This window comes from Paraconexibacter algicola, assembly GCF_003044185.1.
Taxonomy (GTDB): Bacteria; Actinomycetota; Thermoleophilia; order Solirubrobacterales; family Solirubrobacteraceae; genus Paraconexibacter; species Paraconexibacter algicola.
The window spans coordinates 60,728-83,893 of record NZ_PYYB01000001.1; the positions used below are offsets into that span (position 1 = coordinate 60,728).

Consider the following 23,166-nt stretch of genomic DNA (forward strand, 5'->3'; position numbering starts at 1 on the left):
CGCACCGGTGTGGCTCGCACGGCACCCGCCCGGAAACCTCGAGGTCACCGCTCCGGCCCCGGATCCGGTGGACCTCAGGTCGCTCCCGAAGCGAGCTGAGGTCCACCGTGCGGGATGCCGTCTCGGGCTCGCGAGCGCGCCGATGTGCGAAAGGCAGGCGCGCTCGGTGCACCCGTTGCCGGGAGGGCCGAGCGGCCGCGACGATGGCGTCGAGCCGACGACCTTGCCGCGGGCCGGTCGTTCCGGCTCGTGCGGCCTCAGCCGGCGTCAGGGCACCGGGATCGCGACGCGCAGGCGGGTGCCCTGGCCCGGCTCGCTGACGATCTCCAGCGTGCCGTCGAAGGCCGCCGCACGGTCGGCGAGGCCGCGCAGGCCGCTGCCGCCCTCGGCCCTGGCGCCGCCGCGGCCGTCGTCCTTGACCTCGATGCACAGGCCGTCGCCGCGCTCGTCGATGCGCACGTGGACCTCCTCGGCGCCCGCGTGCTTGACGACGTTCGTCAGCGCCTCCGCGACGACGAAGTAGGCGGCCGCCTCGAGGCTCGGAGCGAACCGCCGGTCGGTCACCGACACGGTCGTGATCAGCGGCAGCCGCGCCGCCAGCGAGTCGATCGCCGCCGCCAGGCCGCGCGTGGTGAGGATCGCCGGGTGCACCCCCGTCACGAGGTCGCGCAGCTCGGCGATCGCCTCCTCCGCCTCGCGGATCGCCTCCCGCAGGTGGCCGCCCGCGACCGGGTCGCCGCAGCTGCCCTCCGCCTGCTTGAGCGCGAGCAGCACCCGCACGAGCCGCTGCTGCGCGCCGTCGTGCAGGTCGCGCCCGAGCCGGCGGCGCTCGGTGTCCGCCGCCGCGAGGATCCGGGCGCGCGAGTCGTGGATCTCCTGCGCCCGCGCGCGCTCGACCGCCTCCCGGCGGGCCGCCTCCTCCGCCTCGATCCGCGCGGTCACGTCCCGGAACACGACCACCGCGCCGCGGCCCGTGGACATCGGCAGCGGCGCGCTCGAGTACGCCACGCGGAACGGCGTGCCGTCCTTGCGCCAGAAGCAGTCGCCGTCCACGCGGACCGTCTCGCCCGTCTGCCGCGGGCGCAGCATCGGGCACTCCTCCTGCGGGAACGGCGTGCCGTCCCAGCGGTGGTGGTGGATCGTCGGATGACTGATCCGGCCCAGCAGCTCCTCCTCCTCGTAGCCGAGCAGCTCGAGCGCCGCCGGGTTGGCGAACTCCACCCGCCCGTCCGGGTCGACGACGTACACCGCGTCCGGGACGCTCGACAGGAGCGCCTCGAGGACGTCGCGCGGCGCGAGCCCCAGGCGCTCGCCGACCCGCTGCACCGAGCTCGTCGTCATGCGCCCATCGTCGCGCACCGCGCCCGGCCGCGAGCTGGACCGGCGGTCGAGAGCTCCGGGCGCCGCGCCCGACCGCGCGGCGCCGACGTGGGGTCTGCCGGAGCCCCACCGTCGGGTCACGCCGCGCACGGGCGTCGGGAAACGACGGTCGGTCCCCGTCACCGCGGGCCCCGGCAGGACCGTGCGTCCCTGGCGGTCGGCCCGGCCCGCCCCCAGGATCCAGGGGTGTCCCGCTTTGCCGACGCGCTCGCCGCCCGGACCCTCCTCAGCGCCGAGCTGACGCCGCCGCTGGGCGCCGACCCGACCGCCGCGCTGGACGTCGCGCGCACCTGGGCGGGCTGCGACCTCGACGCCGCGCAGGTCAACGACCACCTCTGCGCACGGGTCCGCATGAGCGGCGTGGCGCTCGCCGCGCTGCTGCGCGGCACCCGCCTGGAGACCGTCCTGCACGTCGGGGTCCGCCACCGCAACCGGATCGCCGTCCAGGCCGACCTGCTCGGCGCGCACGCGATCGGCGTCCGCGACCTCGTCGTCGTCCCCGGACACGACGTGCGGCTCGGCCCCGACCCGCACGCACGGGAGGCGCGCGACCTGAAGACCTCCGCGGCCATCGCCCTCGTGCGGCGGCTCGCCGACGAGGGACGCCTCTCCAGCGGCTACCGGCTCGCCGGGCCGCTGCGCTTCCGCGTCGGGGCCGTCGAGGCCGTCGGCCGCGGCTCCACCGACGAGCTGCGCCGACGGATCGACGCGAAGGCCCAGGCCGGCGCGCACTTCCTGCAGCTCCAGGGGCTGACCGACGCCGATCGCGCGACCGCCGTCCTCGACGCCCTGTGGGCCGACGGCGTGCCCGAGCGGGTGGCGCTCGTCGCGTCGATCGTGCCCGTGCGCGACGCCGCGCACCGCGCGCAGCTCGCCCGCATCCCGGGCGTCGCCGGCGTCGACGCCGAAGGCTCGACCGCGGCCGCCGAGCTGGGCCGCCTGCTCCTGACGCACCGGGCGACCAGCGGGCTGCACCTGCGTCCCCTGCTGTGGGAGGACGCGGTGCCGCCGCTGGTCGCCGCCGTGCGCGCCCGCTGATCAGCGGAAGGGCAGCAGCTCCTTGCCCGCCGTGTCGTTGATGACCAGCGCGGCCGAGATGTACAGCGCCATCAGCGCGTCGACGAGGCCGAGCCAGCCGCCGAGCTGCGTGAGCCCGGTGCCGCCAGGAGCGGACATGTTCGCGAGGCCCAGCACGAGGAACACGACCGTCAGCAGCAGCTGCTGCGCGAACACGATGCGGTTGACGTAGAACGTCGCGACCGCGAGGAACCCGGACACGATCGCCCAGATCACGAGGTACGTGCCGATCGCGTCACCGAGTGCCGCGGGTCCCGCCGCCTCGCCGACACCCGCCGCGAAGAACTGGACCAGCAGGCCGAACGACAGCCAGAAGGTCCCGTACAACGCGCCGATCACCCCGGCGATCAGCAGCCCGGCACGGAAGTTGATGATCCCCCCGGCGAAGATGCCGATCGCCCCGACGCTGAACGCGACCGGCAGCACGACACCGGTCGCCGCCGGGCTGAACAGCTCGGCGTTCGCGGCGGACAGCAGGCCGAGCACGATGCCCAGCGCCCCGAGCTGCAGCGCGATGCCCAGCGGGACGTTGGGGAACAGCAGCCCGGCCCCGCCGGTGGGGCTGTCGAGGACCTTCGCCGCGAGGGCGCGGGTCGGGATGACGGATGCGGGTTCTGATGCAACCTGGGTGGCCACGAGAGCCTCTCCTTCTTGCGGATGAGTGATGGGCACGCGGTCCGGGCGCAGGCCGTCGGAGCAGCGAAGGAGCGGATGAGCGACACGCGCCGGCGTGCCGTGGGGCGGCGGGGATCCCGGATCCGGGCCCCCGCGGCCTCACCCGTCGACCCGCAACCTACGGGCCGCTCCCGGGCCGCGGCATGGACCGACGGCCCACAGGGCGACCGACCGCCGGTCCTCGCCCCCCACCCCCAGCCGGGCCTCCCCCCGACGGACAGGTAGGGCCAACCCCACGTGTCGCGTGGGGACTCGACGTGTCGTCCGACCGCCGGTCGAAGGCCCCGACCGCCGGTCCGTAGGGAAGGTCCCGTCGGGCGGGCACTCTCGAAGGCGTCCTCTACGACGTCCAACCGAAGGAGCACCGCATGGCGGTCGAGCCCAAGCTCACCGATCAGGAGATCGCGAGCCTCATGGAGATCCCCCACCCCAGCAAGGCGGTCGGGGACTCCCTCTACGGCGAGACGAAGGTCTTCCCCGACTACCAGGCCGAGCCGGGCGAGACGTACTTCGGCCTCGTCCACGGCATCGTGCACGAGTCCTCCGTCTCGTTCGTCGCGGTCCTCCAGGCCATCCGCGCGCAGAAGAAGGGCTTCGACTCGGCGCTGTACTTCTACGGGATCGGGTCGCTGAACTGCCTCGCCACGCGCGGCTTCCCGACCGTCGGCAACGAGCTGTTCCCCGGCATGCGCAACGAGAACAACGTGCTCGAGCGCTACATCGGCGGCGGCGGCAAGGTGTACGCGTGCCGGCTCGGCCTGGCGCTGCACGGCGCCCGCGAGGAGGACCTCATCGAGGGCGTCATCCCCTGCCACCCGCTCGACCTCCAGGACGCGCTGATCGAGTACGCCCGCAAGGGCGCGATCATCAACTCCTCCTGGATGTTCTAGGGACGAGGCCCGCGCCATGGACCTTCGCTCCGAGCTCGCGGTGCGCGGGATCCGCTCCCGCCCGGCGGTCAGCCGCCGGGCCGGGGCCGGCCCCAGCGACGACGGCCACTGGATCCTCGACGGGCGCTCCGCCACCCTCCCGGTGGTCGAGGACTCCCCGTTCGAGCTGCATCCCGGCGGCACGCTCACCCGCGACGGCGTCGTCGTCGACGACGCGATGCTCGAGCCGATCGTCCGCCCGCGCTTCTACGACCTGACGACCGAGGACGGCACGCCCTACGAGGCGCTCGCCCGCCTGCACGGCACCGAGGTCCTCGCGACCACGGTCGTGCAGACCTGCATCCGCTACACCCACGAGGACACCCGCTGCCGGTTCTGCACCATCGAGGAGTCGCTGCGCTCCGGTGCGACCGTGCAGGTGAAGTCCCCCGAGCTGCTCGCCGAGGTCGCGCACGCGGCGGTGGAGCTGGACGGCATCCGACAGATGGTCATGACCACCGGGACGTCCAACGGTCCGGACCGCGGCGCGAAGCACCTGTCGAAGTGCGTCGCCGCGGTCCGGTCGGCCGTCCCCGGACTGCCGATCCAGGTGCAGATCGAGCCGCCGCTGGACCTGTCGTGGATCACCACGCTGCACGAGGCCGGTGCCACCGCCCTCGGCATCCACGTCGAGGCGCTCGACGAGACCGTGCGGGCGCGCTGGACGCCCGGCAAGGCGACCGTGCCGATGGCCCGCTACGAGGAGGCCTGGCAGGAGGCGGTCCGCGTGTTCGGCCGCAACCGCGTCTCCACCTACCTGCTCGTCGGGCTCGGGGAGGACCCGGACGAGCTCGTCGCCGGCGCCGAGCGGCTGATCGAGATGGGCGTCTACCCGTTCGTCGTGCCCTACCGGCCGCTCGCCGGCTCGCTCGCCCACGCCGACGGCGTCCCCGCCCCCGACCCCGCCACGCTGATGCGCGTCACGCGGCGGGTCGCCCGCGCCCTGCGCGAGGCGGACATGCGCGGCGCCGACCAGGTCGCCGGGTGCGCCGCGTGCGGCGCCTGCTCGGCGCTCGGGGCGTGCGGCGGATGATGCTCGGCGACACGACAGGGCCGGGCCCCGCCGGGCCGGCCACGTGGTCACCCCCGGTGGGCTTCGCGCCGCTGCTGGACCTGTTCGCCGCCGGCGACCCCGGGGCGCCCGCCGGGCTGATGGTGCTGCGCGCCGACGACCAGCCCCGGCTGCTGGCCGCCTACCGCGACCTGCGCCTGCGCGCCTTCGTCCACGACCAGGGCCTCTTCCGCGGCGACGACCTCGACGACCACGACGCCCACGACGCCACCCGCGTGCTCGTCGCGGTCGACCTCGACGGCGAGGTCCTCGGCGGCGTGCGCCTGCACCCGGTCGGGGACGACGCGACGCTCGGCTGGTGGCGCGGCAGCCGCCTGGTCTGCGGCCGCGGCGGCGTCGACCGCCCGCGGCGCGGCACGGTCGGCGCGGCGCTCGTCCGGGCCGCCTGCGCCCAGGCGCTCGACGCCGGGGCGCTGCGCTTCGACGCGCACGTGCAGCCGGGACACCGCGCGTTCTTCGCGCGGCTCGGCTGGGAGGACGTGCGGGCCGTCACCTGCGCGGGCGCCCCGCACCGCCTGATGCGCTTCTCCGTCGGCCGGATCGCGGAGCTGGCGGCGCGCACGAAGTCGCCGATCGCGCCGCTGCTCGGCGGCCTCCTCGGCGGCGGCGCGTTCCTCGGGGACGACGGCGCCCCCGTGCCCGGCTCCGACCTCGTCGCCGCGACCGACGCGATCCTCCCCTCGATGGTGGAGCGCGACCCCGAGTGGGCCGCGTGGTGCGGGATGCTCGTCACCGCCCACGACCTCTGCGCGATGGGCGCGGCGCCCGTCGGCGCGCTCGACGCGCTCGGCGCCCGCGACGAGGCGCACGCGCAGCGGATCGTCCGCGGCCTGCGCGCCGGGGCCGACGCGTTCTCGCTGCCGATCCTCGGCGGCCACACGCAGCTCGGCGTGCCCGGTGCCCTCAGCGTCACCGGCCTGGGCCGCACCAGCCGGCCGGTCCCCGCGTCCGGCGGCCGACCGGGGATGGCGCTCACCGTCACCGCGGACCTGCACGGCGGCTGGCGCCCCGGCTACGGGCGCACCCAGTGGGACTCGTCCTCGTGGCGCTCGCGCGAGGAGCTCGGGCTGATGCTCGACGCGGTCCGGGCCGGGCGCCCCGCCGCCGCCAAGGACGTCTCGATGGCCGGCGTCGTCGGCACGACGGGCATGCTCGCCGAGGCCTCCGGCTGCGGCGCCGAGCTCGACGTCGCCGCGATCCCGCGGCCGCGCGGCGTCGGCGCGGCCGACTGGCTCACCTGCTTCCCCGGCTTCGCGCTGGTCACGGCCGACGCCCCCGGGGCCGCGCCGCTGCCGGCCGGTCCCGCGGTCGGCGCCGTCTGCGGCGCGCTCGTCCCCGAGCCCGGCGTCCGGTTGCGCTGGCCCGACGGCGAGGTCATCCCGGCCCTGTCGGCCGGCGTCACCGGCCTGGGCCCCGCCCGTCCCGTCACCCCAGGAGATCCCGCATGACCCCGTTGACGATCGCGGCCGCCGCCGCGCCGTTCACCCGCGACATGGAGGCGTGCTTCGCCACCATCGAGCGCCTGCTGCAGGACGCCCGCGCCGCGGGCGCCGGGCTCGTCGTCCTGCCCGAGGCGGCACTCGGCGGCTACGTCGAGACGCTCTCGGGCGAGGGCGAGATGGACCCACCGCCCGCCCTGGACCCGGACGGCCCGCAGCTGCGGCGCCTGATGGAGCTCGCCGGCGACACCGTCGTGTGCGTCGGCTTCTGCGAGGGCGACCCCGCCGACCCGGACGGTCCCGCCTACAACGTCGCGGCCTGCGTCAGCGGTGACGGCCTGCACGGCCTGCACCGCAAGGTGCACCTGCCGCTGCGCGAGGACCGGGTGACCACGGCCGGCTCGTCGCTGGCCGCGTTCGACACGCCGGTCGGCCGGATCGGGATGCTCATCTGCTACGACAAGGCCTTCCCGGAGGCGGCGCGCACGCTCGCACTCGACGGCGCCCAGGTGATCTGCACGATGTCCGCGTGGCCGTGCTCGGCGACGAACGCCGCCCCGGAGCTGACCGACGACCGCCAGTGGCGTCGCGCGGAGCTGTGGGACCGGGCGCGCGCCGCGGAGAACTCGCTCGTGGTCGCGTCCGCCAACCAGACCGGGAGCTTCGGGTCGCTGCGGTTCCTCGGCGGGGCGCGGATCGTCGAGCCCGGCGGCGACGTCGTCGCCCAGACCGGCACGACCCCGGGTCTGGCCGTCCACACGTTCGACCTCGACGCGGCGCTGACGCGCGCGCGTCGCGCCCTGTCCCCCATCCGCGACCTGCGCCCGGACACCTACCGGGTCGCCGAGCCGCTGCGCGCCTAGGAGACCCCGTGCCCACCGTCGACTTCACGCTGCGCTGGCCGGACGGCCGGCAGCAGCGCTGCACGTCCCCGTCCACGGTCATCCACGAGCACTTCGTGGACGGCCAGGAGATGCCCGTCCCGGAGCTCGTCGCGCGGATGCGCGTGGCGATGCACGCCGCCAGCGAGCGCGTCCGGGCCCGGTACGGCTTCGCCTGCACCGGTGCCGCCGAGCAGCTCGAGCAGATCGAGTCCGTCGCCGCGCGGTACGGCGGCGATGCGGGCCCGGTGACCGTCGTCGCGGTCGGCAAGCCCGCCGTGCCGGAGGTGCCCCGTGCTTCCTGACCGCACCGCGGTGGCGGTGATCGGCGGCGGCCAGGCCGGCCTGTCGATGAGCTGGTACCTGCAGCGTGCCGGCGTCGACCACGTCGTGCTCGAGCGCTCCGAGGCGTTCCACGCCTGGAAGCACGAGCGCTGGGACGCGTTCACGCTCGTCACCCCGAACTTCCAGTGCCGGCTGCCCGAGCACCCCTACGACGGCGAGGAGCCCGAGGGCTTCATGCGCCGCGAGCAGATCCTCGCCTGGCTGGACCGCTTCATGGAGAAGCTCGATCCGCCGCTGCACGAGGGCGTCACCGTCACCCGGCTGCGCGCCGGCGAGGACGGGGGATTCGTGCTGCAGACCGACGAGGGCGTGCTGCACGCCGAGCAGGTCGTGCTCTGCGTCGGCGGCTACCACCGGCCGTGGGCGCCGCCCGCGGTGGAGCGCGCGCTCCCGCAGGGCATCCACGCCGTGCACTCCAACGCCTACCGGTCGCCGTCGGCGCTGCCCGACGGCGCGGTGCTCGTGGTCGGCACCGGCCAGTCCGGGGCCCAGATCGCGGAGGACCTGCACCTCGAGGGCCGCGCCGTGCACCTGTGCCTGGGCGACGCGCCCCGGGTCGCGCGCCGGTACCGCGGCAAGGACGTCGTCACGTGGCTCGAGGAGATGGGCCACTACGACCTGACGATCACCGACCATCCCGAGGGCAACGCCGCCCGCCGCGAGGCCAACCACTACGTCACGGGCCGAGACGGCGGCCGCGACCTCGACCTGCGCGCGTTCGCCGCCCAGGGGATGCACCTCCACGGGCTGCTGCGCCGGATCGACGAGGACGGCGTGGCGCACTTCGACGACGACCTCGCCGAGCGCCTCGACGCCGCGGACGCCACGTACGACCGGATCAACGAGGCGATCGACCGGTACATCGAGGCGCAGGGACTCGATGTCGCCGAGCCGCCGTCCCGGTACACGCCGGTGTGGACGCCGCCGCCCGGCCCGCCCGCCCCGCTGGACCTGCGCGCGGCGGGCGTCACGAGCGTCGTCTGGTGCACGGGCTTCCGGCCGGACTGGTCGTGGGTCGAGCTGCCGTTCCTCGACGACACCGGGTACCCGGACCACGTCCGCGGAGTGGTCGAGGGCGTGCCGGGCCTGCACGTGCTGGGGCTGCCGTGGCTGCACACGTGGGGCTCCGGGCGGTTCGCGGCGATCGCGCGCGACGCCGAGCACCTCAGCGCGCACGTCGTGACCCGGGCGAGCCTCGCGGTCGCCGCGCGCGCCGCCTGACGGCTCGGTTATGACGCCCTGACCAAAACCCTCGACCTCGGGTCAAGGGTCGTCGGCGACCCCGGGATCGCCGACCACAACGAAACCCATAAACCCTCGACCACGGCTCGAGGGTCGGTCGCCACCATAACCGGCCGGTCGACCTGCGGGTAGGGTCGGGCGGTGGCCTCGATCCAGCACCGGCGGGCCCTCGCGCAGGGCCTGCACCGCCCCGACGGCGCCGACGTCGCCGCGATCACGCAGCGCCTCCTGGCCGTCCAGGCGCAGGACTACCGCCAGGCCAAGCTCGCCGTCCGCGCCCGCACCGCCGGCCTGACCGCCGCCGACGTCGACGCCGCCATGGACGACCGCACGGTCGTCGTCAGCTGGTTCAACCGCGGCACGCTGCACCTCGTCCATCGCGACGACCACGCGTGGCTGCTCGGCCTCACCGCCCCCACGCACGAGCGGCCGCTGCTCAAGCGCCTCGGCGACTTCGACGTCGGCGCCGACCTCGCGGACACGCTCGTCGACCGGATCGTGACGGTCCTCGCGCAGGACGGCCCGCTGGACCGTCGCACCCTCGCCGAGCGGCTCGAGGCCGCCCGCCGCCGAGGCGAGGGCCTGAGCGTCGTCCACGCGCTCGGGCTCAGCGGCGCCCGCGGCCTCACCGTCCGCGGACCGGTGGTCGACGGCCAGCAGCGCTACGCCCTGACTCGCGACTGGCTCGGCACCGAGCCGCCGGCGCCGCTGCAGGGCGCCGAGCGCGACCTGGCGCTGGCCGAGCTCGCCCGCCGCTACCTGCGCGGGCACGGCCCCGCCGCCGACCGCGACCTCGCCAAGTGGGCCGGCCTGCCGCTGCGCGACGCGCGCGCCGGCCTCAGCGCGATCGCCGGCGAGCTCGTGCCGACCGACGGCGACCTCGTGGCGCTGCGCGGGGAGGCCGCCGAGATCGAGGCGGCCCCGTCGCGGCTGCCCGCGCGCCTGCTGCCGATGTGGGACGAGATGACCGTCGGCTACCGCGACCGGGCGCTCCTCCTGCGCGCCGGCGACGAGCACCGCTTCGCCAACCGCAACGGGATCGTGCCTGCGATCGTCCTGCACGACGGCCGGGCGGTCGGCGGCTGGTCGCTCGCGCGCGCGAAGGGCGTCACCACCGCGACCGCCGAGCCCTGGGACGACGGGGGCTTCGGGCGGAGCGTCGGGCGGGCCGTCACGGCCGAGTGCCGGGACGTCACGCGCTTCGAGGGGTGACGGCGCGGCACCGGACCGTCACCGTCGCGTGACGGGACAGCATCGATCCGGTTGCGCCCAGCGCGCTGCGCGGCGTCGCGCACCACCCTGCGGCGATGCACGGTGACACCAGGCGGCACCTTTGCGATGCTCCATGAGGCCATGGCCCTCGCGCCCTCCGTCCACCGCTTCACCTCGGCCGAGTACGACGCGCTCATCAGCGCCGGCGCGCTCGACGGGCTGCGCGTGGAGCTGCTCGACGGGCTCATCGTCGACGTGCCCGACATGAGCCCGCAGGGGGACCTGCACGTCGGGACGGTCCGGGCGTTCACCCGCCTGCTCGCGGCCCGGGCGGACCTCCTCGTCGTGCAGTCGACCTTCGCCGCCGCCGAAGGGGACATGCCGGAGCCCGACCTGATGCTGGCGTCCACGCCGCAGCTCGCCCGGCCGACCGCGGGACTGCTCGTGGTCGAGGTCGCGGTCAGCTCGCGAGGGCACGACCTCGCCAAGGCCGCCACGTACGCGCGCGCCGGCGTCCCGCGCTACTGGGTCGCCGACGCCCGCGCGCGCGAGGTCGTCGAGCACACCGACCCCACCCCCGGCGGCTACCGCTCGGTGACCACGCTCCGTGGCGCGGACGTCCTCGACGCCCGCGTCGACGGCGTGCCGCCGACGACGGTGGCCGCCGTCCTCCCCGGCTGACCCACCCTCACTCACGCGCGCGCGGGCGCGGCGACCTCCTCCTCGACGCGCACGTCGCGGACGCTGTCGACGAACGCCCGGGCCAGCAGCGGCTCCGGGTCGCGGTCGGGCCACACGACCCCGATCGCGTGCCGCACGAGCGGGTCGCGCAGCGGTATCGCCCGGACGCCCTCGGGCAGGCCGAACAGGTGCAGCCAGGTGTGCGGCATGACGCCCGCGGCGAGGCCGTCGCGCACGTGCGCGTAGAGCGTCGTGATCGAGTTCGTCTCGAGCATCGGCCGCGGCCGGGCGCGCGCCGCGCGGAAGACCGCGTCGAGGATCCGGCGGTGCTGCATGTCCGGGGACAGCAGGCACAGCCGCTCGCCCGCGACCTCCGCCCAGCCGACCTCGGCCGCCCCGGCGTGCGGGCCGTCCCGCTGCACGAGGTACAGGTAGCGCTCCTCGTAGAGCCGCCGGGTGCGCACGCCGACCAGCGGCTCGTTGTCCAGGTAGGTGAGCCCGACGTCCAGGCGCGCGTCGCGCAGTCCCTCCTCGATCTGCCGCGAGGTCATCGACTGGACCGCCAGGTCCAGGTCGGGGTGCGCGCGCAGCAGCGGCGCGGTGAGCAGCGAGACGATCGGCAGCGACGTGGGGATCGCGCCGATCCGCAGGCGGCCGACGAGCCCGTCGCGCATTACGCGCACGTCGGCGCGCAGCCCCTCGACGTCCGCGAGCAGCCGGTGGGCCCAGGCGAGGATGCGCTCCCCCTCGGCGGTCAGCCCCTCGTACCGCCGGCCGCGACGCACGAGCGGCACCCCGAGCTCCTCCTCCAGCCGGCGCAGCCCCGCCGAGAGCGTCGGCTGCGTGACGTGGCAGGCGTCCGCGGCGCGGCCGAAGTGGCGCTCCCGGGCCAGCGCCGAGAGGTACGTGAGCTGCTGGACGAGCACGACCCCGCACGATAGACGCGCTCTATCGAAACAGCGGCACTTGCAGTTGCACGAGCACGTATCGCGCGGGAAGCTCAACGGAGTGCCCTCCCAGAACCTCGTCGAGCTCGTCCGCCGACACCACGCCGTCGACGCCCCCACCGTCCTCGACCTCCTCGTGGCCGCCGTCCAGGCCGACGGGGGACCGGTCACCGACGCCACCGTCCGCGACGTCGCCGCGCGCACCGGCGTCCCCGAGGCGACGGTCCACGGCGTCGCGGGCTTCTACGACGACCTGCTCGTCCCGCGGGGAACGCGCCACGTCCGCGTCTGCACCGGGACCGCGTGCTTCGCCGCGACCGGGCACGACCACGTCGACGCCCTCCGCGACGGGCTCGGCGTCGACGTCGGCGCCTGCACCCCCGACGGCGCCACCTCGCTGGCGGAGACCGTCTGCCTCGGCTTCTGCCACAGCGCCCCCGCCTTCCGCGACGGCGACACGATCGAGGCCGGGCCCGGCGCCCTGGACCGCGTCCTGGCGGACGCGAGCCGCGACGCTCCCGAACCGGCGGTCCGCAGCCTCCTGCCGCAGCCCGTCCTGACCCGGGACGGCGACTGGTCGGGCCTGCGGCACGTGCTCGGCACCGCGATCACGCCCGAGCAGCTGCTCGACACCGTCGAGGACGCCGGGCTGACCGGCCGCGGCGGCGCCGCCTTCCGCACCGGCTCCAAGTGGCGGTTCGCGCGCGAGGCCGATTCGCCGACCGGTCAGAAGTTCATCGTCGTCAACGGCGACGAGGGCGACCCCGGCTCCTACATCGACAAGCACCTCATGGAGCGCAACCCGCAGCTGCTCCTGGAGGGCATGGCGCTCGCCGGCTACGCGGTCGGCGCCGACCACGGCTTCGTGCTCGTGCGCAGCGAGTACCCGCTGAGCAAGCCCGCACTGGAGGCGGCCGCCGACGAGGCGCGCGCCGCCGGCCTGCTCGGCGACGACGTGCTCGGCAGCGGCTTCGCGTTCGACGTCACGATCGTCGAGGGCGCCGGCTCGTACGTGGTCGGCGAGGAGACCGCGCTGCTCGCCTGCCTGCAGGGACTGCGCGGCACCGTCTCCGCCCGCCCCCCGTTCCCCGCCCAGAAGGGGCTCTTCGGCCTGCCGACCGTCGTCAACAACGTCGAGACGCTCAGCAACGTGCCGGTGATCGCCGCCTGCGGCGCCGACGCCTACCGGGCGCTCAGCCCCGACAGCGAGACCGCCGGCAGCAAGCTCGTCTGCTTCAACGAGCGGTTCCGCACCCCGGGCGTCGTCGAGGTCCCGTTCGGCATGACCGTCCGCGAGCTCTGCGAGGACGTCGGCGGCGGCCTGCGTGACGGCCACACGATCAAGGCCGTGCAGATCGGCGGCCCCCTGGGCGGCATCCTCCCCGCGTCGCTGCTGGACACCCGCTTCGACCTCGACGCGCTCCCCGAGGTCGGCTGCATGGTCGGGCACGGCTCGCTGCTGGCGTTCGACGAGACGACCGACATGCGCGAGGTCGCCCGCCACCTGCTGCGCTTCGGGGCGCACGAGTCCTGCGGCACCTGCTTCCCGTGCCGGATCGGCCTGCAACGCGCCTACGAGGAGTTCTCCGTGCCCGGACGACCCCCGATCGACCGCGCCCGGCTGGAGGCGCTGCTCGAGGCGCTCGACGTCGGCAGCCTCTGCGCCCACGGCGGCGGGATGCCCGCACCGCTGCGCTCGCTGATCGAGCACTTCCCCGACGAGCTGGGGCTCGACGCATGACCCGCCTGACCGTCGACGGCACCGAGATCGAGGTCGCCGACGGCGCGACCGTGCTGGAGGCCGCGCGCGCCGCCGCCCACGACGTGCCCGTCCTGTGCTTCGACGAGCGGATGGACCCGTTCGGCGCCTGCCGCGTCTGCCTCGTCGGGGTCCAGGGCGAGGACGGCACGGTCGACGTCGTCCCGTCCTGCACGACGATCGCCAAGGACGGCATGGCCGTCCACACCCGCGACGAGCGCGCCCGCCGCGTCGCCGGCGCGGTCGTGGAGCTCGTGCTCTCCGAGCTGCCCGTCGCGCCCGCCGCGCACACCGAGCTCGCCGCGGTCGCCCGCGAGCTCGGCGTCACCACGACGCGCTGGCCCGGCGAGCAGCGCGCGGTGCGCCACGAGACCGACCACCCGTACCTCGCGCTGCGCCACGAGCTCTGCATCAGCTGCGCCCGCTGCGTGCGCGCCTGCGACGAGGTCCAGGGCACGTTCGCCCTGACGCTCACCGGTCGCGGGTTCCACACCGACATCAGCGCCGGGATCGACGAGGGCTTCCGCGCCTCGGCCTGCGTGTCGTGCGGCGCCTGCGCCGACACCTGCCCCACCGACGCGATCACCGAGCTGTCCCTGCTCGACCTCGCCACCGCCCAGGAGGCCACCGCATGAGCCGCTTCGCCGACACCGTCACGACCACCTGCGGCTACTGCGGCGTGGGCTGCCGCCTGGAGGCGCACGTCGTCGACGACCACGTCGTGTCGATCACCCCCGCGCACGACGGTCCCGCCAACGAGGGCCACACGTGCCTGAAGGGACGCTTCGCGCACCGCTTCAGCCGCCACCGCGAACGGCTCACCACGCCGCTGATCCGCGACCGCCGCGGCGGCGAGCTGCGACCGGCGAGCTGGGAGGAGGCGACCGACCTGATCGTCTCCCGGCTCACCGCGATCAAGGAGCAGAGCGGCCCCGACGCGATCGCCGCCCTGGCCTCCTCGCGCGGCACCAACGAGGACTGCTGGGTGCTGCAGCGCCTGGTCCGTGCCGCGATCGGGACCAACAACGTCGACAACTGCTCGCGCGTCTGCCACTCCCCCACCTCCTACGCGATGCGCCGCACGCTCGGGCTCTCGGGCGCCACCGGCTCGTTCTCCGACATCGACCACGCCGACGCGGCGATCCTCGTCGGCGCGAACCCGACCGAGGGGCACCCGGTCGTCGGGGCGCGGATCAAGCAGGCCGCGCTGCGCGGCATGCAGCTCGTGGTCATCGACCCGCGCACGATCGAGCTCGTCGACCACGCCGCCCTGCACCTCGCCCCGCGGCCGGGCACGAACGCCGCGGTCATGCTCGGCCTCGCCCACGTCCTGCACCGCGACGGGTACGTCGACCACGACTTCGTCGGCGCGCGCACCGAGGGCCTCGACGAGCTCGTCGCGCTGCTGGCCGACTACGACCCCGCGGAGGTCGAGCGGATCACCGGCGTGCCCGCCGCCGACCTCGAGCGCGCCGCCCGGATCTACGGCGACGCCGCGGAGGCCTCGATCATGTGGGGCCTGGGCGTGACCGAGCACCGCTACGGCAGCGAGGTCGTGCAGCTGATCTGCAACCTCGGGCTGATGACCGGCAAGGTCGGCCGGCGCGGCTCGGCGCTGCTGCCGCTGCGCGGCCAGAACAACGTGCAGGGCTCCTCGGACATGGGCGCGCTGCCGGACACGTACTCCGACTACCGCCCGGTCGACGACGAGCCGACCGCGCGCGCGTTCGAGGCCCGGTGGGGCGTGCCGCTTTCGCGCCGCCGCGGCCTGACGATCCCGCAGATGTTCGACGCGGCGATCGCCGGGGACCTGCGCGCGATGTACATCTTCGGCGAGGACGTCGCGCAGACCGACCCGAACACCGCGCACGTGATCCACGCGCTCGAGTCGCTGGAGTTCGTCGTCGCCCAGGACATCTTCGAGACGGAGACGACCCGCTACGCCGACGTCGTCCTGCCCGCCTCCTCGTTCCTGGAGAAGACCGGCACGTTCACCAACGCGGAGCGCCGCGTGCAGCTGGTGGGCGCGGCGATCACCCCGCCCGGGGACGCGCGCACGGACTTCGACATCATCACCGGCCTGTCACGGGCGCTGGGGCACGACATGGGCCTGGCGACCCCGGCGGACGCGATGGACGAGATCGCCGCGCTGACCCCGAACTTCCGCGGCATCAGCCACGCCCGGGTCGGGCGCACCGGCCTGCAGTGGCCGGTCGCCGCCGACGGCACGGACTCCCCGACGCTGTACGAGACCGCGTTCGTCCGCGAGGGCGGCCGCGGCCTGTTCGCCGCGCTCCCGTACCACGAGCCCGGCGACGCCCCCGACGCGGAGTTCCCGCTGGTGCTGATCACCGGCCGGCGGCTGCAGCACTACAACGCGGGCACGATGACGCGCCGGACCGGCAACCTCGAGCTGCTGGACGGCGACTGGCTGGAGGTCCACCCCGACGACGCCGCGCGGCTTGGCGTGCGCGACGGGCAGCGCGTGGAGGTCCGCTCGCGCGTCGGGCGGATCGAGATCGACGTGCGCGTGACCGAGCGCATCGAGCCGGGGAACGTCTTCACCGCCTTCCACTTCCCGGAGATCCGCACGAACCTGCTCGTCGGCAACTCGGCGGACGTCAACACCTCCTGCCCGGAGTACAAGGTCGTCGCGGTCGCCGTGACCCCGTTCGGGGAGGAGCCGGCCGCCCGGCCCGTCCTCGGCACGCCCGCCGCCGCGTGATGTCCGGCCCGCTGGTCCCCGACGTCGCCGTCGCGCACAGCGTCGCGACCGTCGCGCGTGACGGCGGGCGCGACGAGGTCGCCGTCGAGGAGCCGCTGGAGATCCGCGTGGACGACCGGCCGCTGGTCGTGACGATGCGCACCCCGGGCCACGACGAGGAGCTCGCGCTGGGCTTCCTGCACGGCGAGGGCCTGATCGACGCGCCCCGGGCGGCGGGCCCGACCGCGGACCTCGCCGCGAACACGGTCGTCGTCGACGGGCCGCTCCTGCGCGACCCCGGCGCCCGGTCGTTCTTCACCACGTCGTCGTGCGGGGTCTGCGGCAAGGGCGCGCTGGAGGAGGTCGCGGTGCACGCCCCGGCGCTGCCGACCGGCGGCCCGCGGGTGTCGCGCGCGCTGCTGGCCGCGCTGCCGGACCGCCTGCGCCAGCCGGGCTTCCGGCGCACGGGCGGCATGCACGCCACGGGCCTCTTCGACGCCGACGGCCGGCTGCTGCTCCTGCGCGAGGACGTCGGCCGCCACAACGCGATGGACAAGGTGATCGGGCGCGCGCTGCTCGACGGGCTGCTGCCGCTGCACGACCACCTCCTGTGCGTCAGCGGGCGGCTGTCCTTCGAGCTCGTGCAGAAGGCCGCCGTCGCCGGGGCCCCGGTGCTCGTCGGGGTCGGTGCGCCGACCTCGCTGGCGGTCGCCCTGGCCGCCGACCGCGGGATGACGCTGTGCGGGTTCGCGCGCGGCGACGCGGTCGCCGTCTACGCGGACCCGGGGCGCGTCGTCGACTGACGCGCCCCCGGCCGGGCCGCTCAGGCCAGGACGAGTCCCGCCTGCGAGACGAGGTGCGTGACCGGCACCCCGTAGGTCGCGCGGAGCCGCTCGACGAGGCCGCGCTCCATCCAGTTCGACGCGCCGGGCGGGTGCGTGGACACGAGGATCTCGGTGGCGGGCCGCAGCGCCAGCGCGTCGGCGACCGCGAGGAACGGGTCGGCGTCGCCGACCTCGCCGGCCGCCTGGATGCCCCGCTGACGCAGGACCGCGACGACCTCCTCGAGCCGTCCCTGCGCCTGCAGGAGCGCCCCGTCCACGTCGGAGAAGGCGTGGCGCAGCCGGCTGTTCAGCGCGGGCGCGACGATCCGGACGTCCGCGGCCGGCGCGCGCTCGACGCGATCGTGGATCACGTCGACGAGGCCGGGACACGGACACGTGCGGTTGGCGACGACCAGGATCTGCGCGGTGGTGGGTCCCATCAGGTGCTCCTCGCGGTTCGGGGTTGAGACGAGTCTGCGCCCCGCTCCTTGCCGGACGGTGAACAGGAGATGACGGTTCGCGTTCGGCGGCGTCCACGCCCCGCGCTCGACCGCCGGTCGGGGCGCCCCGGCCCCGTCCGGTCCCGGCGGGCCATTCACCGCAGCGGGCGCGACGCCGACCATCCGAGCATGGACATCGCGCGTCTCGCCGATTCGGACCCCTCGTCACTCGCCACCCGCGTCGCCCGCATCACCGCCGGGCTGGCCGGCACCTACGTCGTCCTCGAGGCGACGCTCTGGTACACCGGCCGCCCGCCGGTCTACACCGCCGTCGTCAAGCAGAACTGACAGACTCGCCGGCCCATGGCCGGCTACCTGCAGCTCGCCCGCGTCGCGAAGCTCGCGCACGCCCGGGTGTCCACCGCCCGCGAGCTCGAGGCTCGCTGGAAGGCGCTCCCGCCCGAGCAGCAGGAGGAGGCGCGCAAGGAGTGGGAGGCCGTGAAGGCCGCCCTCGCCGCCGTCCGCACGCGCCTGGAGTACGGGCCCCGCGGGTTCGTCAGCGAGCTGAAGGCCGGCTACCGCGGCGAGGAGAGCGCCCCCGCGGACGACCCGCGCCCGCTCGCCGAGCTCGCCAAGGAGCTCGCGTCCGCGAGCAACGCGCTGCGCAACAAGCTCGACGCCTACGACGCCGCGCGGTAGCCGCTACCCGTCCCGCAGGGCGGCCGCGATCGCCGCCCACTGGGCGAGGTCCGGCTGCTCGCCGACGAGCGCCACGCGGTCGGCGAGTCCCCCGACCCGTGCGCGGATCTCCGCCGCCGCCTCGGCGGGCGTGTCGGCCCGCACCGCGAACAGGCGCAGGACGTCGTCGTCGACGAGGTCGGGCATCGTCCGCCACTCGCCCGCGCGCGACGCGGCGTGCAGCGCCTCGAACAGGCCGCCGAGGTCGTGGTGGTCGAGCACGTGCCGGTAGCCGGGTGTCGACCCGTAGAACGCGACGCGCCGGCGCACGCCCTCCCACTCGCCGTCGTCCAGGGCGACGAAGATCGCGGCGGTGACCTCGACGTCCGCGCGGGCGCGACCGCCGGTCTCGAGGCCGCGCTCGAGCGCCGGGAGCGTCACCTCGCGCAGCACGTCGACGGTCTGGAAGGCGTGGCCGAGCAGCCCGTCGGCGACCTCCCCGACGACCTCGAGCATCCGCTCGCGGACCGCGGCCAGGAGGACCGGCGGGCGCCGGACGCCGTCCGGGAGCGCGGGCGGCCGGAAGTTCGGCGGCATCAGCGTGTGCGACCAGAACTCGCCCTGGAACGCCAGCTCGCCGCCGTGCTCCCAGGCGTCGAAGATCGCGCGCAGGGCGAGCGTCTGCTCCCGCATCCGGGCCGCGGGCCGCGCGAACGCGGCCCCGTAGCGGCGCTCGACGTGCGCGCGGACCTGCGAGCCGAGCCCGAGCGCGAAGCGGCCGCCGCTGAGGGCCTGCAGGTCCCACGCCGTGTAGGCGAGGTCCATCGGCGTGCGCGGGAGCGCGAGCGCGATCCCCGTGCTGACGCGGACGTCGGCGGTGGCGTCGGCGGCGAGGGTCGCGGCGACGAACGGGTTGCCGGTCGACTCGGTCACCCCGACGCCGGAGAAGCCGAGCGCCTGCGCCTCCCGAGCCGCGGACGCGACGTCGGCGATCGGCAGGGCGCGGAGGGTCAGGTCGACGTGCACGCGCCGAGTGTCGCGCACCCGCGGGTAGGGTGCGCGCGGATGCGACGCACGGTCCGGGATCCGCAGGGCACGCGCTGGACGGTCGGCCGGCGCTGGTCGGAGGGCTTCGAGCTGCCGCGCTGGCGCGGGCGCGACCCGGGACTCGACGGGTTCGACGCGGCGGGCTCGCTGGCCGACGCCGGGCCGCTCGCGATCCTCGGGGCGATCCTGGCCCTGATCGCGATCGCGCTGCTGATCGTGTTCGTCGCCGTGCCGCTGCTGCTGTTCGGCGCCGAGCTCGTGATCGTCCTGGTGGTCGTGCTCGCGGGTCTGGCGGGGCGGCTCGTGCTCGGGCACCCCTGGCTGGTCCAGGCGCGCACCGGCGGCCGGGTCGTCGAGCAGCGGCGGGTCGCCGGGTGGGGCGCGAGCCTCGCCGCGGTCGCGGAGCTGCGCGAGGCCGTCGCCGCCGGCCGGCTGCGCGTGCCGCCCGCCCCGGCGCCGGGCGAGGCGCGGACCACCGAGGTGGAACCGGACGCCGCACCGTCCGCCGCGCCCGACGGGCCTCCGGACGCGGGGGTCGGGGAGCGGGAGCTCGGGCTGCGCGCCGCGATCGCGGTGCTGCTCGGCCTGCTGTGGGTCGGCGGGATCGGCAGCGCCGCCGCGCTCGTCCTCGCGGGCGGCGTGCTGACGGACAGCGATCGCCGCGCGGCCCGGGCCGGCGCGTGGATCGCGGTCGTGCTCGGCTTCCTCGGGGTCGCGCTGACGATCGCGGTGGCGATCGGGCTCGCGGGCCAGGACGTCCGCCTCGACTGAGGTCGGCCGGGACGGTCAGCCGTGCACGTGCACGCGCTCGCCGTGCGGGCCGAAGATGCCGATCGCCTCGACCGGCTCCTCGACCGCGCCCATCGCGTGCGGGGTGCGGCAGCTGAACTCGACCGCCTCGCCGGGCTCGAGGATCAGCTCGTCGTCGCCGAGCAGCAGCCGCAGCCGACCGCTGAGCACGTAGATCCAGTCGTGGCCGTCGTGCACGCGCTGGTCGGCGGGCCCGAGCTCGCGACGGTGCGGGATCAGGAACTTGAACGCGTGCAGGCCGCCCGCGGCGCCCCGTCGCGTCAAGGGCCAGAAGGTCATGTCGCCGCGGCGGACCGGCTCCGCGCGGATGCGCGGGTCCTCCGGGGTGTGCGGCAGCAGCAGCTCGTCGGAGGACACGCCCAGGGCGGCGGCGAGCGCGGGCAGGTGGTCGAGCGCCAGGCGCCGACGACCGGACTCCAGCCGGCTGAGGGTCGAGGTGTCCATGCCCGCCCGGGAGGCGACCGCCTCGAGCGTCAGGCCGCGATCGATCCGCAGCTCGCGCAGGCGCCGCCGGACGCGGTCCTCCGCCGACTCGTCGTTTGCCAACATGGCAAACGATCTTGCCAGTTGCGGGTGCGCCGTGCCACGGTGTCCCCATGGATCAGGACTGGGACGTCATCGTCGTCGGCGCCGGGGCCGCCGGCCTGAACGCCGCGCAGATGCTCGGCCGGGCGCGGCGCCGGACGCTCGTCGTCGACGCCGGGGAGCAGAGCAACCGCGCCGCCCCCGCGGTCCACGGCGTGCTCGGCCACGACGGGCGGACGGCCGACGAGCTCTACGCGCTCGGCCGTCGCGAGCTCGCGACCTACCCGTCGGTCACCGTCCGGGACGGCACCGTCACCGCGGCCCGTGCGACCGGCACGCCGCAGGCCCCCGCGTTCACCGCCACCGTCGACGGTGACGAGCACCGGTCGCGGCGCCTGCTGCTCGCGGGCGGCACGACCTACGTCCTGCCCGACGTCCCGGGCGCGGCCGAGCTGTGGGGCACCGACGTCTTTCACTGCCCGTTCTGCCACGGCTGGGAGGTCCGCGACGCGCCGCTCGCGCTGCTGGCTCCCGGCGGCGGGCACCTGCTGCACGACCTGCTGCTCACCGGCTGGTCCGACGACGTCGTCGTGCTGACCGACGGGCCCGCGACCGCCCTCGACGACGCGGCCCGCGCGACGCTCGACGCCGCCGGGGTGCGACTCGAGGAGCGGCCGATCGCGCGGCTGCGCGCGGAGGGCGGGACGCTCGCCGCGGTCGTCCTCGCCGACGGCGAGGAGCTCGTGCGCCGTGCCGTGCTCAGCGTTCACACGCGCCGCCAGCGCTCGCCGCTGGCCGAGCAGCTCGGCCTCGAGCTGCGGCCGGACGGGACGATCCTGACCGACGGGCAGGCGATGACCTCGCTGCCCGGCGTCCTGGCGGCCGGCGACGCGGCGATGTCGATGCCCAGCGTGCCGAACGCGATCGCGGAGGGCTCACGCGCCGGGGCGTTCGCCAGCACCGGGCTGCTCGCGGAGGATCACGGGCTGCCGTTCCCGCCGCACTGAGCCGACCCCTAGCCTGTGAGGGGTGACGCGGCGGCCGGTCCTCCTCACCATCACCGCCGCGCAGGCGCTCTCGGTCGCCTCGGCGAGCGTCGTCGCCGTGGCGCTGCCGCAGCTCGGGCGCGACCTCGACGCGTCGGCGTCGGAGCTGCAGTGGGTCGTCGACGCGTTCGTGATCGTGTTCGCGTCGCTGCTCGTCGCCGGGGGCGTGCTCGGCGACCGGGTGGGCCGTCGCACGACGTTCCTCGCGGGCCTGTCGCTGTTCGCGCTCGGCTCGCTGTGGTGCGCGCTCGCGCCGAGCGTCCCCGCGCTGCTGGTCGGCCGCGTCGTGCAGGGGGTCGGGCCCGCGCTGCTGCTGCCCGCGTCGCTCGCGCTCGTGACCGCGATCTTCCCCGACCCCGTCGAGCGCGCCCGGGCGATCGGGGTCTGGGCGACCGGCTCGGGCCTGGGGCTCGCGAGCGGGCCGACCGTCGGCGGGATCCTCGTCGAGGCGTTCGACTGGCGTGCGGTCTTCGCGATCAACGTCCCGCTCGCCGCCGCGCTGCTCGTCGTCGGGGTACGCGGGCTGCCGCGCCTGCCCCCCACGCCGTCGCCGCACCGCTTCGACGTCGGCGGCGCGCTGCTGCTGACCGGCGGGATCGCGGCGCTGTGCTTCGCGATCATCGAGGGCCGGACGCTGGGCTGGGGCTCGCCGGGGATCGTCGCGTCCGCCGCGCTCGCGGCCGTGCTGCTCGCCGGCTTCCTGCGCTGGGAGCAGGGGCGGCCGGAGCCGCTCGTCGTCCCCGCGCTGCTGCTGCAGCGCACGTTCCTCGCCGCGAACCTCGCCGGCGGCACCGTGTTCTTCGCCCTCATCGGCGGCACCGTCTACTTCACGGCGTTCTTCCAGCAGGTCCAGGGACGCAGCGCCCTGGAGTCCGGGTTCTGCATGCTGCCGCTGGGCCTCGCCGTCGTGCTCGTCGCGCCGCTCGCGGGCCGGCTCACCCCGCGGCTCGGCGCCGGGCGGCTGATGCTCGCCGGGCTCGCGGTGGCGGCGACCGCGACGCTGCTGATGCTGCGGCTGGAGCCCGGGCTCGGCTACGGGGCGATCTGGTGGAACGTCGCGCTGGTCGGCGTCGGCACCGGGCTGGCGCTGCCGCCGATGACGGTGACCGCGCTGTCCGCCGTCGACCCGGCCCGCACCGGCATGGCGTCGGCGGTCCACAACGCCAGCCGGCAGGTCGGGCAGACGCTCGGGGTCGCGGTGCTCGGGACGATCATCGCCGCGCACGCGGGTGCCGCCGACGGCGGGCGGGCGCTGCGCGGCGTCGCCGCCCAGGACTGGGTCGACGGCCTGCACGTCGCGCTCGTGGTGGCCGCGGCGCTGCTGGTGGCCGTCGCGGTGGCGGTGGCCGCCCTCGTGCGGCCCGGCTCCGGGGGCCCGCCCGCCGCTGCGACGACTGGCACGGTCGCGCGGCCCGCCGGCCCGGAGCCGCTCCGCCCGGCCGCGTAGCGCGAC

At 75.7% G+C, this 23,166-nt stretch carries 24 protein-coding genes; 18 read left to right on the plus strand and 6 right to left on the minus strand.

All coding sequences use genetic code 11. The features are described from left to right. Positions 1 to 267: 267 nt before the first annotated feature. Positions 268 to 1,341, minus strand: a complete 1,074-nt coding sequence (locus C7Y72_RS00305; protein WP_107566638.1) for a sensor histidine kinase — start codon at positions 1,339 to 1,341, stop codon at positions 268 to 270. Positions 1,342 to 1,566: 225 nt separating this feature from the next. Here C7Y72_RS00305 and C7Y72_RS00310 point away from each other — a divergent pair, with 225 nt between their 5' ends. After that, entirely contained in the window at positions 1,567 to 2,418 is an 852-nt protein-coding gene (locus tag C7Y72_RS00310; RefSeq protein ID WP_158276545.1) for a methylenetetrahydrofolate reductase, read from the plus strand. Here the strand turns inward: C7Y72_RS00310 and C7Y72_RS00315 are convergent, their stop codons facing one another. Beyond that, positions 2,419 to 3,093 (minus strand): acetate uptake transporter, encoded by a 675-nt coding sequence (locus tag C7Y72_RS00315; RefSeq protein WP_158276546.1) that lies wholly within the window; start codon positions 3,091 to 3,093, stop codon positions 2,419 to 2,421. Between the two features lie 407 nt (positions 3,094 to 3,500). Here C7Y72_RS00315 and C7Y72_RS00320 point away from each other — a divergent pair, with 407 nt between their 5' ends. The 8 genes from C7Y72_RS00320 to C7Y72_RS00355 all read left to right on the plus strand — a co-directional run bounded on the left by C7Y72_RS00320 (position 3,501) and on the right by C7Y72_RS00355 (position 10,933). Continuing rightward, positions 3,501 to 4,022 carry an MSMEG_0572/Sll0783 family nitrogen starvation response protein gene (locus C7Y72_RS00320; RefSeq protein WP_107566641.1) on the plus strand — a complete coding sequence of 174 codons (522 nt, stop codon included), beginning with the start codon at positions 3,501 to 3,503 and terminating at the stop codon, positions 4,020 to 4,022. A gap of 16 nt (positions 4,023 to 4,038) precedes the next feature. Continuing rightward, complete coding sequence (locus C7Y72_RS00325) at positions 4,039 to 5,094, plus strand: MSMEG_0568 family radical SAM protein (protein WP_107566642.1); 1,056 nt, start codon at positions 4,039 to 4,041, stop codon at positions 5,092 to 5,094. Positions 5,095 to 5,213: 119 nt separating this feature from the next. Continuing rightward, entirely contained in the window at positions 5,214 to 6,581 is a 1,368-nt protein-coding gene (locus C7Y72_RS00330; protein WP_107569491.1) for an MSMEG_0567/sll0787 family protein, read from the plus strand. After that, positions 6,578 to 7,435, plus strand: a complete 858-nt coding sequence (locus C7Y72_RS00335; RefSeq protein ID WP_107566643.1) for a carbon-nitrogen hydrolase family protein — start codon at positions 6,578 to 6,580, stop codon at positions 7,433 to 7,435. The genes C7Y72_RS00330 and C7Y72_RS00335 overlap by 4 nt, the downstream gene beginning before the upstream one ends. Positions 7,436 to 7,443: 8 nt before the next feature. After that, entirely contained in the window at positions 7,444 to 7,758 is a 315-nt protein-coding gene (locus C7Y72_RS00340; RefSeq protein ID WP_107566644.1) for an MSMEG_0570 family nitrogen starvation response protein, read from the plus strand. After that, complete coding sequence (locus C7Y72_RS00345) at positions 7,748 to 9,019, plus strand: MSMEG_0569 family flavin-dependent oxidoreductase (RefSeq protein ID WP_199223811.1); 1,272 nt, start codon at positions 7,748 to 7,750, stop codon at positions 9,017 to 9,019. The genes C7Y72_RS00340 and C7Y72_RS00345 overlap by 11 nt, the downstream gene beginning before the upstream one ends. A 162-nt stretch (positions 9,020 to 9,181) precedes the next feature. Next, positions 9,182 to 10,252, plus strand: a complete 1,071-nt coding sequence (locus C7Y72_RS00350) for a winged helix DNA-binding domain-containing protein (protein ID WP_107566645.1) — start codon at positions 9,182 to 9,184, stop codon at positions 10,250 to 10,252. Between the two features lie 141 nt (positions 10,253 to 10,393). After that, positions 10,394 to 10,933, plus strand: a complete 540-nt coding sequence (locus C7Y72_RS00355; protein ID WP_158276547.1) for a Uma2 family endonuclease — start codon at positions 10,394 to 10,396, stop codon at positions 10,931 to 10,933. Positions 10,934 to 10,944: 11 nt separating this feature from the next. Here the strand turns inward: C7Y72_RS00355 and C7Y72_RS00360 are convergent, their stop codons facing one another. Then, entirely contained in the window at positions 10,945 to 11,859 is a 915-nt protein-coding gene (locus C7Y72_RS00360) for a LysR family transcriptional regulator (RefSeq protein ID WP_107566647.1), read from the minus strand. 82 nt (positions 11,860 to 11,941) lie between these two features. Between C7Y72_RS00360 and C7Y72_RS00365 the strand changes: the two genes are divergently transcribed. From C7Y72_RS00365 to fdhD, 4 genes are read left to right on the plus strand one after another with little or no spacing between them, the layout of a single operon-like run. Next, the gene (locus C7Y72_RS00365) at positions 11,942 to 13,621 is read left to right on the plus strand and encodes an NAD(P)H-dependent oxidoreductase subunit E (RefSeq protein WP_158276548.1); all 1,680 of its coding nucleotides are present in this window, start codon (positions 11,942 to 11,944) and stop codon (positions 13,619 to 13,621) included. Then, complete coding sequence (locus C7Y72_RS23660; protein ID WP_199223941.1) at positions 13,618 to 14,274, plus strand: 2Fe-2S iron-sulfur cluster-binding protein; 657 nt, start codon at positions 13,618 to 13,620, stop codon at positions 14,272 to 14,274. The genes C7Y72_RS00365 and C7Y72_RS23660 overlap by 4 nt, the downstream gene beginning before the upstream one ends. Next, positions 14,271 to 16,364 (plus strand): formate dehydrogenase subunit alpha, encoded by a 2,094-nt coding sequence (fdhF, locus tag C7Y72_RS00370; protein WP_199223812.1) that lies wholly within the window; start codon positions 14,271 to 14,273, stop codon positions 16,362 to 16,364. The genes C7Y72_RS23660 and fdhF overlap by 4 nt, the downstream gene beginning before the upstream one ends. Further along, complete coding sequence (gene fdhD / locus C7Y72_RS00375; protein WP_107569495.1) at positions 16,364 to 17,146, plus strand: formate dehydrogenase accessory sulfurtransferase FdhD; 783 nt, start codon at positions 16,364 to 16,366, stop codon at positions 17,144 to 17,146. The genes fdhF and fdhD overlap by 1 nt, the downstream gene beginning before the upstream one ends. A 20-nt stretch (positions 17,147 to 17,166) precedes the next feature. Here fdhD and C7Y72_RS00380 read toward each other — a convergent pair whose 3' ends face one another. Beyond that, on the minus strand, positions 17,167 to 17,607 hold the full coding sequence (locus tag C7Y72_RS00380) for a hypothetical protein (RefSeq protein WP_107566649.1): 441 nt from the start codon (positions 17,605 to 17,607) through the stop codon (positions 17,167 to 17,169). A 189-nt stretch (positions 17,608 to 17,796) separates the two neighbouring features. On the opposite strand from C7Y72_RS00380, the gene C7Y72_RS22960 reads away from it, so the two are divergent. Continuing rightward, positions 17,797 to 17,955: a hypothetical protein gene (locus C7Y72_RS22960; protein WP_154733065.1), complete on the plus strand. Its 159-nt coding sequence runs from the start codon at positions 17,797 to 17,799 to the stop codon at positions 17,953 to 17,955. A gap of 15 nt (positions 17,956 to 17,970) precedes the next feature. Then, complete coding sequence (locus C7Y72_RS00385) at positions 17,971 to 18,306, plus strand: hypothetical protein (RefSeq protein WP_107566650.1); 336 nt, start codon at positions 17,971 to 17,973, stop codon at positions 18,304 to 18,306. Between the two features lie 3 nt (positions 18,307 to 18,309). On the opposite strand, the gene C7Y72_RS22965 is transcribed toward C7Y72_RS00385, so the two are convergent. Further along, positions 18,310 to 19,311 carry a TIGR03617 family F420-dependent LLM class oxidoreductase gene (locus C7Y72_RS22965; RefSeq protein WP_158276549.1) on the minus strand — a complete coding sequence of 334 codons (1,002 nt, stop codon included), beginning with the start codon at positions 19,309 to 19,311 and terminating at the stop codon, positions 18,310 to 18,312. A gap of 39 nt (positions 19,312 to 19,350) precedes the next feature. Here C7Y72_RS22965 and C7Y72_RS22970 point away from each other — a divergent pair, with 39 nt between their 5' ends. Continuing rightward, entirely contained in the window at positions 19,351 to 20,103 is a 753-nt protein-coding gene (locus C7Y72_RS22970) for a hypothetical protein (RefSeq protein ID WP_158276550.1), read from the plus strand. Positions 20,104 to 20,118: 15 nt separating this feature from the next. Here C7Y72_RS22970 and C7Y72_RS00395 read toward each other — a convergent pair whose 3' ends face one another. Next, the gene (locus C7Y72_RS00395; protein ID WP_107566652.1) at positions 20,119 to 20,691 is read right to left on the minus strand and encodes a helix-turn-helix domain-containing protein; all 573 of its coding nucleotides are present in this window, start codon (positions 20,689 to 20,691) and stop codon (positions 20,119 to 20,121) included. A 47-nt stretch (positions 20,692 to 20,738) separates the two neighbouring features. Here C7Y72_RS00395 and C7Y72_RS00400 point away from each other — a divergent pair, with 47 nt between their 5' ends. Together C7Y72_RS00400 and C7Y72_RS00405 are read left to right on the plus strand one after the other, a co-directional pair. Further along, complete coding sequence (locus tag C7Y72_RS00400; protein WP_107566653.1) at positions 20,739 to 21,674, plus strand: NAD(P)/FAD-dependent oxidoreductase; 936 nt, start codon at positions 20,739 to 20,741, stop codon at positions 21,672 to 21,674. A gap of 22 nt (positions 21,675 to 21,696) precedes the next feature. Continuing rightward, complete coding sequence (locus tag C7Y72_RS00405; protein WP_107566654.1) at positions 21,697 to 23,160, plus strand: MFS transporter; 1,464 nt, start codon at positions 21,697 to 21,699, stop codon at positions 23,158 to 23,160. The last annotated feature ends 6 nt before the right edge of the window (positions 23,161 to 23,166 follow it).

Coding starts and splice junctions, on each gene's coding strand:
- C7Y72_RS00305 (WP_107566638.1), bottom strand. CDS start 1,341: ATGACGACGAGCTCGGTGCAGCGGGTCGGCGAGCGCCTGGGGCTCGCG.
- C7Y72_RS00320 (WP_107566641.1), top strand. CDS start 3,501: ATGGCGGTCGAGCCCAAGCTCACCGATCAGGAGATCGCGAGCCTCATG.
- C7Y72_RS00325 (WP_107566642.1), top strand. CDS start 4,039: ATGGACCTTCGCTCCGAGCTCGCGGTGCGCGGGATCCGCTCCCGCCCG.
- C7Y72_RS00330 (WP_107569491.1), top strand. CDS start 5,214: ATGGTGCTGCGCGCCGACGACCAGCCCCGGCTGCTGGCCGCCTACCGC.
- C7Y72_RS00335 (WP_107566643.1), top strand. CDS start 6,578: ATGACCCCGTTGACGATCGCGGCCGCCGCCGCGCCGTTCACCCGCGAC.
- C7Y72_RS00355 (WP_158276547.1), top strand. CDS start 10,394: ATGGCCCTCGCGCCCTCCGTCCACCGCTTCACCTCGGCCGAGTACGAC.
- C7Y72_RS23660 (WP_199223941.1), top strand. CDS start 13,618: ATGACCCGCCTGACCGTCGACGGCACCGAGATCGAGGTCGCCGACGGC.
- fdhF (WP_199223812.1), top strand. CDS start 14,271: ATGAGCCGCTTCGCCGACACCGTCACGACCACCTGCGGCTACTGCGGC.
- fdhD (WP_107569495.1), top strand. CDS start 16,364: ATGTCCGGCCCGCTGGTCCCCGACGTCGCCGTCGCGCACAGCGTCGCG.
- C7Y72_RS00380 (WP_107566649.1), bottom strand. CDS start 17,607: ATGGGACCCACCACCGCGCAGATCCTGGTCGTCGCCAACCGCACGTGT.
- C7Y72_RS22960 (WP_154733065.1), top strand. CDS start 17,797: ATGGACATCGCGCGTCTCGCCGATTCGGACCCCTCGTCACTCGCCACC.
- C7Y72_RS00385 (WP_107566650.1), top strand. CDS start 17,971: ATGGCCGGCTACCTGCAGCTCGCCCGCGTCGCGAAGCTCGCGCACGCC.
- C7Y72_RS22970 (WP_158276550.1), top strand. CDS start 19,351: ATGCGACGCACGGTCCGGGATCCGCAGGGCACGCGCTGGACGGTCGGC.
- C7Y72_RS00395 (WP_107566652.1), bottom strand. CDS start 20,691: ATGTTGGCAAACGACGAGTCGGCGGAGGACCGCGTCCGGCGGCGCCTG.
- C7Y72_RS00400 (WP_107566653.1), top strand. CDS start 20,739: ATGGATCAGGACTGGGACGTCATCGTCGTCGGCGCCGGGGCCGCCGGC.